The sequence below is a fragment of the Streptococcus sp. genome, assembly GCF_030528045.1.
GTDB lineage: Bacteria > Bacillota > Bacilli > Lactobacillales > Streptococcaceae > Streptococcus.
Genome location: NZ_JAUMZR010000060.1, coordinates 1 through 6,984, shown reverse-complemented (window position 1 = coordinate 6,984; position 6,984 = coordinate 1). Strand labels below are relative to the sequence as shown.

Here is a 6,984-nt window from a genome sequence, read left to right as displayed (position 1 = left end):
AAAACGTTTAAACACTAATTATCTTGAAAAGAAATTTGGAATTCGGATGACTATGAGGAAGTTGAGTGTGGTAGAACGACTTACGAAATTATAATCTTTAAACAAGATAACTACATAACGTTCCATATCCTCCTTGTTAGGAGAAAGAAGCTTCTTTTTGTTTGATTTCCCAGATATAGTTCTATTTAGTTTCTATATTTTTAGTATTCTAAAAGAGATAAAGGAATTAAAGTAAATAAAAGGTAAGTAAATAGATAGACGTAATCTAATTTGAATTGTCTTTATCTGGGGTATGAGTCCGTGTCTTTAACGGTTACTAAAAAGGTGCTAAATTATAAAAAAAGTCCCTTTATTGTGAAAACCAAAAGCACCAAAAGTCTATTAAATCAACACCTTGCTACTTAAAAAATGCAAGAATGGAACTCAAAATCCAGTGTCCGCAAGGACGTGCCGGTTCGACCCCGGCCGCCGGTATAGTATGAAAGACAAGGCTTTCGGGTCTTGTTTTTTGTTTTGGTAAAGATTTTGATTAAGTACAGATAACTGATGAATGATCTTTTTCTTCTTATTCTAGTCATTTTTAGTGTATTTTTGGTATAATATTACTTATTCACAATTTATTTTGATTATGAAAGAGTTTGGTGATTAATGTCTCGGTCTGTTGAATTACTAAAGAAACGTTACTTAAAGAATATAAAAGAGAACCCAGATTTATTTATTGGAATTGAGTTAGAATTTCCTATTGTAAATTTAGAAGGTAAGGCTACAGATGGTGAAGTTGTTAAGGATCTCTTTCGGTATTTACCATCAGTACTGGGCTTAACTATCGAAAAAGTGGATGATTTTGGGAATCCAATTCAGTTGCTTGATCCAGTCAACCAAGATACGATCTTGTTTGAGGTTGCTTATACGACAATTGAGTTTGCATTCGGAAAGGCCGAATCTATCCAAGAGGTAGAAGAACGCTTTGATTTCTATATGGCTACGATTCAGAATAAGTTGGGTGAAGCTAATCATGCTATTGTTGGCTGCGGCATTCATCCCAACTGGGATAAAAATGAGAATTGTCCAGTGGCTTATCCCCGCTATCAGATGTTGATGGATTATCTGAATTTGAGTAGAAATGTAACTAAATCAGATTTACATCATTTCCCTGAGTATGGTGCCTTTATCTGTGGAAGTCAGGTTCAACTAGACGTCTCAAGGTCCAACTACCTGCGTGTTATCAATGCTTTTACTCAAATTGAAGCTGCCAAAGCTTATTTGTTTGCCAATTCTGAGTTTTCAGGGGCAGATTGGGATACCAAAATTTCGAGAGATATTTTTTGGGAAGAATCCATGCATGGTATCTATCCAGAGAATGTAGGCGTCAATGCCAGACTCTTCAAAGACGAGGATGATTTTTTTGACTATCTAAATCATTCTGCGATTTTTACTGCGGAGCGTGATGGGCAGACCTATTATTTTTATCCGATTCAGGCTAGGGACTATTTGGCTACACCTGAAATCCAAGCATTTACCCTTAATGGGGATGAGGTGTTAATTCATCCTCAGGAGGAGGATTTCCAAACTCATCGTAGTTACCAGTACCAAGACTTAACGACTCGAGGGACTATTGAATTTCGTAGTGTGTGTACGCAACCTCTAGATAGAACTTTTGCTTCTGCTGCCTTTCACTTGGGCTTGTTGGTTCATTTAGACAAGCTTGAAGCTTACTTGCGAACTGCTCCATTTTTTACCACAGCTGGTCGTGATTATAAGCTTTTAAGACGACAATTTTCTAAAAAACAACTCACAGATGAAGAAGAAGCTGCGGTTCTCGAGTTTTCTAAAGACTTACTCATCCTAGCTGAGGAAGGACTGGAGAAAAGAGATAAGCAAGAAATGGTTTATTTAGAGCCTTTGAAGAAAGAATTGGGATTATAATTTCTCTTATAAAGGGAGAATTTTCTGAAAAATCGTGATATAATGGAAGAGACTATAGATAAAGGATAGAGATTCATGACATTAGTTTATCAATCAACGCGTGATGCCAATAATACAGTAACTGCCAGCCAAGCTATTTTGCAAGGATTGGCGACGGATGGTGGTTTGTTTACACCGCTTTCTTATCCAAAGGTTGATTTGGACTTTGACACATTAAAAGATGCTTCTTACCAAGAAGTGGCTAAATTAGTTTTATCAGCATTTTTAGATGACTTTACGGCTGAGGAGTTGGACTACTGTATCAACAATGCCTACGATAGCAAGTTTGATACTCCAGCTATTGCGCCCTTGGTGAAACTGGATGGGCAATACAACTTGGAATTGTTCCATGGTTCAACGATTGCCTTTAAAGATATGGCCTTGTCTATCTTGCCATACTTTATGACGACGGCTGCTAAAAAGCATGGTTTAGAGAACAAGATTGTCATTTTGACAGCGACATCTGGTGATACTGGAAAAGCTGCTATGGCGGGGTTTGCCGATGTGCCTGGTACTGAGATCATCGTCTTTTATCCAAAGGATGGTGTCAGCAAGGTACAAGAGTTGCAAATGACTACTCAGACTGGCGACAATACTCATGTTATCGCTATTGATGGAAATTTTGATGATGCGCAAACAAATGTGAAACATATGTTTAACGATGTAGCTCTTCGTGAAAAGTTGGCTGCCAATAAACTGCAATTTTCATCAGCTAACTCTATGAACATTGGTCGTTTGGTACCACAGATTGTTTATTATGTTTATGCCTACGCTCAGTTGGTCAAGTCTGGTGAGATTGTGGCTGGTGAAAAGGTCAACTTCACAGTACCAACAGGAAACTTTGGAAATATCTTGGCTGCCTTTTATGCCAAACAAATTGGTCTGCCAGTTGGCAAATTGATCTGTGCTTCAAATGACAATAATGTTTTAACTGACTTCTTTAAAACTCGTGTTTACGACAAGAAACGTGAGTTTAAAGTGACAACTAGTCCATCTATGGATATCTTGGTATCTTCAAACTTGGAGCGTTTGATTTTCCATCTTTTGGGGAATGATGCGGTTAAGACTGCTGAACTCATGAATGCCTTGAGTACACAAGGACAATATGAATTGACAGACTTTGATGCAGCGATCCTGGAATTCTTTGCAGCTGAATATGCGACTGAGGAAGAAACTGCGGCAGAAATTAAACGTGTTTATCAAACAGATGCCTACATCGAGGATCCCCACACGGCGGTTGCCTCAGCTGTTTATAGAAAATACCAAGTGGCTACTGGCGATGCGACTAAGACAGTGATTGCTTCAACAGCTAGTCCATACAAGTTCCCAGTGGTTGCAGTAGAAGCGGTAACAGGAAAAGCAGGCTTGACAGACTTTGAAGCCTTGGCTCAATTACATGACATTTCAGGAGTGGCAGTGCCACCAGCGGTTGATGGCCTTGAAACAGCTCCAGTTCGTCATAAAACAACAGTGGCAGCTGCTGACATGCAAGCAGCGGTGGAGACTTATCTAGAACTTTAAGACAGAGAAAGTAAACTCGGTTGGGAAACCAACTGAGTTTCTTTTCATCAGGAGGAGAGATTGTTTAAGAAAAATAAAGACATTCTTAATATTGCATTGCCAGCTATGGGTGAAAACTTTTTGCAGATGCTCATGGGGATGGTGGATAGTTACTTGGTTGCTCACTTAGGACTGATAGCTATTTCAGGTGTTTCAGTGGCTGGCAATATTATCACGATTTACCAAGCGATTTTTATTGCTCTAGGAGCTGCTATTTCCAGTGTTATTTCAAAAAGTTTGGGGCAGAAAGATCAGTCCAAGTTGGCTTATCACGTGACAGAGTCTTTCAAGATAACCCTATTGCTGAGTGCACTTTTAGGCGCTTTATCCATCTTTGCTGGGCAAGAGATGATAGGACTCTTGGGGACGGAGAGGGATGTAGCCGAGAGTGGTGGACTCTACCTATCTTTGGTGGGTGGATCGATTGTTCTCTTGGGCTTGATGACGAGTCTAGGTGCCTTGATTCGTGCAACTCATAATCCGCGTCTACCCCTCTATGTGAGTCTGTTATCCAATGCCTTGAATATTCTTTTTTCAAGTCTAGCTATTTTTGTCCTTGATATGGGCATAGCGGGTGTTGCTTGGGGGACTATTTTGTCTCGCTTAGTCGGTCTTGTGATTTTGTGGTCGCAATTAAAGCTGCCTTTTGAGAAACCGACTTTTGGTTTAGATAAGGAACTATTGACTTTGGCTTTGCCAGCGGCAGGAGAACGTCTCATGATGCGGGCTGGAGATGTAGTGATCATTGCCTTGGTTGTTTCTTTTGGGACGGAGGCAGTAGCGGGGAATGCAGTCGGAGAAGTCTTGACCCAGTTTAACTATATGCCTGCCTTTGGTGTCGCTACGGCGACGGTCATGCAGGTAGCTCGAGCAGTTGGAGAGGATAACTGGGAAAGAGTAGATGATTTGAGCAAGCAAACCTTTTGGCTTTCCCTGCTTCTCATGTTGCCCTTAACTCTCAGTATCTATGCCTTGGGGACACCATTGACTCATCTCTATACGACCGATCCTGTAGCGGTTGAAGCGAGCGTTTTGGTGGCACTGTTTTCTCTACTAGGGACTCCCATGGCGACAGGGACAGTTATTTATACGGCAGTTTGGCAGGGCTTGGGAAATGCTCGCCTCCCCTTTTATGCGACAAGTATTGGGATGTGGTGTATCCGTATAGGGACAGCTTATCTGATGGGGCTTGTTCTTGGTTGGGGCTTGCCTGGTATTTGGGCAGGGACTCTCTTGGATAATGGTTTTCGTTGGTTATTTCTACGTTACCGTTATCAGCGTTATATGATGTTGAAAGGATAGGAGATGCAAAAAACAGCTTTTATTTGGGATTTAGACGGGACTTTATTGGATTCTTACGAAGCGATTTTGTCAGGGATTGAGGAGACCTTTGCTCAATTTTCTATTCCTTATGATAAGGAAAAAGTGAGAGAGTTTATCCTCAGGTATTCTGTGCAGGATTTGCTGGAGCAGGTGGCAGAAGAGAAAAATCTGGATGCGGAAGTGCTCAATCAGGTACGTGCCCAGAGCCTGGCTGAGAAGAATGCTCAGGTAGTTTTGATGCCAGGTGCGCGTGAAGTGCTAGCTTGGGCAGACCAAGCAGGGATTCAGCAGTTTGTCTATACTCATAAGGGGGATAATGCTTTTACCATTCTCAGAGACTTGGGGTTGGAATCCTATTTCAAAGAGATTTTAACCAGTCAGAGTGGCTTTGCGCGCAAGCCTAATCCAGAAGCGGTTAACTATCTGCTAGACAAGTATCAGCTGGATCCTGAGAACACCTACTATATAGGAGACCGGACTTTGGATGTGGAATTTGCCCAGAATAGCGGCCTTCAAAGCATCAATTTTTTAGAGTCGTCTTATGAAGGGAATCACATGATTCAAGAGTTAGCAGATATTTCTCATATTTTTGAGGATTAGGGACGAGAAGATTGTATCAGTTTTGTGACAGAAACCTAACAAACTATTTCAAGTAATGGAGTTTGTTACAAGGAATAGACAGTTCTGTTAAATAGGCTCGAGAGGGCTTTTTTTCTGCTTTTTTTGTGTTATCATAGACAGGTACTCATTTGAAAGGAATATGAACGAATGAAGAAAAGAATTATTTTAGCCTCAACAGTAGCCCTGTCTCTTGCTCCCGCATTAGGAGCTAAAGCTCAAGAAATCTCTTGGACAGCACGTAGCGTTGAGCAAATCCAAAATGATGTGACGAAAAACGAGAACAAAAACAGCTACACAGTTCAGTATGGTGATACCCTGAGCACGATTGCAGAAGCTTTGGGAGTAGATGTGACGGTTCTTGCTAATTTGAACAAAATCACCAATATGGACTTGATTTTCCCAGATACTGTCCTCACTACAACTGTCAATGAGGAAGAAGAGGTAACGGAAGTTGAAATCCAAGCTCCTCAAGCAGATGCTAGTGAAGAAGTGACGACTGCGACAGCTGATTTGACGACAAATCAAGTGACAGTTGATGAACAAACAGTTCAAGTAGAAGACCTTTCTCAACCAATTGAGGAAGCTCCAACTGCAACAGAGACCGAAAAACCAGCAGAAGTAGCGCCAAGTTCAGAAGTTTCTGAGACAGCGACAGTTGCTGAAGAGACACCATCTACAGAAACACCTGCAGCTGAAGAAACAGATGAAACGACTCCAGCGGAAGCACCAGTAGCAGAAATAACTCGCCCAGTTGAAGAAGCTCCTCAAGCAGCTACTCCAGCTACCGAAGAAACGGCAGCAACAACTTCAGCAGAAGCACCAGTAGCAGCTGCTCCAGCAACTGAAACACCTGCTGATACAACAGGATCAAGTGCAACAGAAGAAGCAGCATCAACAGCAACTTCTGACACTGCAACTTCGACTTATCAAGCAGAGCAAAGCCAAACTCCTTCAAGAACTTATTCAGCTCCAGCGGCTCCTGACTATGCAGGACTTGCTATAGCTAAGTCTGAGAATGCTGGTCTTCAACCGCAAACAGCAGCCTTTAAGGAAGAAATCGCCAACTTGTTTGGCATCACATCCTTTAGTGGTTACCGTCCTGGAGACAGTGGCGACCATGGAAAAGGTTTAGCCATCGACTTTATGGTTCCAGTGAGTTCAGCACTCGGGGATCAAATTGCAGAATATGCAGTCCAAAATATGGCTAGCCGTGGTATCAACTACATCATCTGGAAACAACGTTTCTACGCTCCATATGATAGTAAATATGGACCAGCCTACACTTGGAATCCAATGCCAGACCGTGGTAGCGTAACCGAAAACCACTATGACCACGTTCACGTATCAATGAACTAATCATTAAAGGCTCTATGTCAACTGTAGTGGGTGACCTATAACTAAGCGCGAGAGGAGACGAACTTCGTCTTCTCTTTTGTGGTATTCAAAGCGAAATAGATACACTGTTTAAAGTTTTCAAAGTTCCGATAGCCAAAAGCATTGCGCTTGATGTCTTTG

Annotated in this window: 5 protein-coding genes and 1 pseudogene; all 6 read left to right on the top strand. The window is 41.6% G+C overall.

Features of this window, described 5'->3' with window-relative positions; genetic code table 11:
* Positions 1–94 (top strand): annotated as a pseudogene (locus Q4A91_RS09010) (DUF1697 domain-containing protein); the annotation flags it as partial.
* A gap of 554 nt (positions 95–648) precedes the next feature.
* Complete coding sequence (locus Q4A91_RS09005; protein ID WP_303214145.1) at positions 649–1,926, top strand: gamma-glutamylcysteine synthetase; 1,278 nt, start codon at positions 649–651, stop codon at positions 1,924–1,926.
* 75 nt (positions 1,927–2,001) lie between these two features.
* Positions 2,002–3,486 (top strand): threonine synthase, encoded by a 1,485-nt coding sequence (gene thrC, locus Q4A91_RS09000; RefSeq protein ID WP_303214143.1) that lies wholly within the window; start codon positions 2,002–2,004, stop codon positions 3,484–3,486.
* A 60-nt stretch (positions 3,487–3,546) separates the two neighbouring features.
* Positions 3,547–4,827, top strand: a complete 1,281-nt coding sequence (locus Q4A91_RS08995) for an MATE family efflux transporter (protein WP_303214141.1) — start codon at positions 3,547–3,549, stop codon at positions 4,825–4,827.
* A 3-nt stretch (positions 4,828–4,830) separates the two neighbouring features.
* Positions 4,831–5,448 (top strand): HAD family hydrolase, encoded by a 618-nt coding sequence (locus tag Q4A91_RS08990; protein ID WP_303214140.1) that lies wholly within the window; start codon positions 4,831–4,833, stop codon positions 5,446–5,448.
* 168 nt (positions 5,449–5,616) lie between these two features.
* Complete coding sequence (locus Q4A91_RS08985; RefSeq protein WP_303214139.1) at positions 5,617–6,825, top strand: LysM domain-containing protein; 1,209 nt, start codon at positions 5,617–5,619, stop codon at positions 6,823–6,825.
* The last annotated feature ends 159 nt before the right edge of the window (positions 6,826–6,984 follow it).

What these genes read in the sequence shown, in the direction of transcription:
- Q4A91_RS09005 (WP_303214145.1), top strand. Translation starts at nt 649, where the DNA reads ATGTCTCGGTCTGTTGAATTACTAAAGAAACGTTACTTAAAGAATATA.
- thrC (WP_303214143.1), top strand. Translation starts at nt 2,002, where the DNA reads ATGACATTAGTTTATCAATCAACGCGTGATGCCAATAATACAGTAACT.
- Q4A91_RS08990 (WP_303214140.1), top strand. Translation starts at nt 4,831, where the DNA reads ATGCAAAAAACAGCTTTTATTTGGGATTTAGACGGGACTTTATTGGAT.
- Q4A91_RS08985 (WP_303214139.1), top strand. Translation starts at nt 5,617, where the DNA reads ATGAAGAAAAGAATTATTTTAGCCTCAACAGTAGCCCTGTCTCTTGCT.